Source organism: Oceanobacillus sp. NCCP-135 (assembly GCF_059698015.1).
On record NZ_BAAKSZ010000066.1, the window covers coordinates 1 to 1,765 of the forward strand.

1 pseudogene is annotated in these 1,765 nt (G+C 40.0%); it reads left to right on the forward strand.

Annotation, left to right across the window (positions count from 1 at the left end):
* Positions 1–4: 4 nt before the first annotated feature.
* Positions 5–1,557: pseudogene (locus AC6HVZ_RS19465) on the forward strand (IS3 family transposase).
* Positions 1,558–1,765: the final 208 nt, after the last annotated feature.

A 1,765-nucleotide genomic window follows, 5' to 3' on the forward strand; every position in this document is an offset into this window, starting at 1 on the left:
AGTTATGACGAAAAATACAGGTACTCGATATTCAAAAGAGATGAAAAAGGAAATCGTGGAAAGAATGATGCCACCAAATAATGAATCAGTTTTAAAACTTAGTAAGGATTTGGGGATTTCCGATGCGACTCTATACACTTGGAGAAAAGAAGCGCGAGCATTTGGCTATGCAACACCCGGAGATGCTAAGGTATCCGAAAAGTGGAGCAGTGAAGATAAATTCTTAATCGTATTAGAAACATACACAATGAACGAGGGAGACCTAGCAGAATATTGTCGTAAAAAAGGATTGTATAAAGAACAAATTGAGACCTGGAAGAAAACCTGTTTAACAGCCAACGGACGGGATCTAGCTCAAACGAAACAACTGAATCAAGAATTAAAAGCACAGAAAAATAGATCATATGAATTAGAAAAAGAATTAAGAAATAAGGAAAAGGCATTGGCGGAAGCTGCGTCATTATTACTTCTAAAAAAAAAGATCCAAGCAATCTGGGGGGACCAAGGGGACGAATGATCAGATATTCAGATCGCAAATTAGCGGTTGAATTAATACAAGAAGCAAACCAAAATGGAGTACGATTAGCCATGGCTTGTAAAGAATTAAATATTAGTGTTCGGACGTACGAGAGATGGGTAGCGGAGGGTGATGTAAAAGAAGATCAGCGTCCATTAGCGAAACGACCGGAGCCTAAAAACAAACTTACTATGGAAGAAAAAGAAGAAATTTTAGAAGTAGTAAAGCAAGAAGAATATGTGGATTTAGCCCCATCCCAAATTGTGCCAAAGTTAGCTGACCATGGAATCTACATTGCTTCTGAATCAAGTTTCTATCGTGTATTGCGGGAAGAAAACATGCAACATCATCGTGGAAAAAGCAAGAAACCAAGAAAAAGAATACCTGAAAGTCATATTGCGAAGGCGCCAAATCAAGTGTGGACCTGGGATATTACGTGGCTAAATGGTCCCGTCCTTGGATTATATTTTCGTCTATATCTAATTATCGATTTGTTCAGCAGGAAAATTGTAGGGTGGGAGGTTTGGGAAACAGAATCAGCGAAATATGCGGAAGAATTGATTAAAAAAGCAGTAATGAATGAAAAGATTCAAGGAAGACCCTTGGTTTTGCATTCTGATAATGGCAGTCCAATGAAAGCAGCTACATTTCAGGCAACGTTGGAACAGTTAGGTATTCAGCGATCTTACTCTCGTCCACGTGTAAGTAATGATAATCCTTATTCAGAGTCGATGTTTCGGACATTAAAATATAGACCAGAGTATCCGGAAAAGGGATTTGAAACACTTGAAGTTTCACGAAAATGGGTTACAAAATTGGTTGACTGGTATAATAATGAACATCAACATAGTGGAATCAACTTTGTGACTCCTCATCAATGCCATACAGGTGTTTATGTGGATGTGCTTCATCATCGGAACCAAGTATATGAGGCAGCAAAATTAAAACACCCAGAACGTTGGTCAAATTCAACAAGAGATTGGAGCCCACATCAATCAGTAGCACTAAATCCAGTGAAAGAGGATGAGAAGGGAAATTAAAGTAACCTACTGAGCCACAGCGCAGCTGCTTGCCATTGACTGTAGCACCCGATTCTTAGCAGGCGGTGGAAGGGGGCGGGGCCCCGCCAGCGAATGCTTAGAATCGAATTGTCCGTGTTACCATTAAATGCAGGTGAGCCTCTAGGCTTTTCTTTTAGCCAACCTGCAGTTCAAACTACAACACGGACAAAAGCAAAGTCAATGGTGG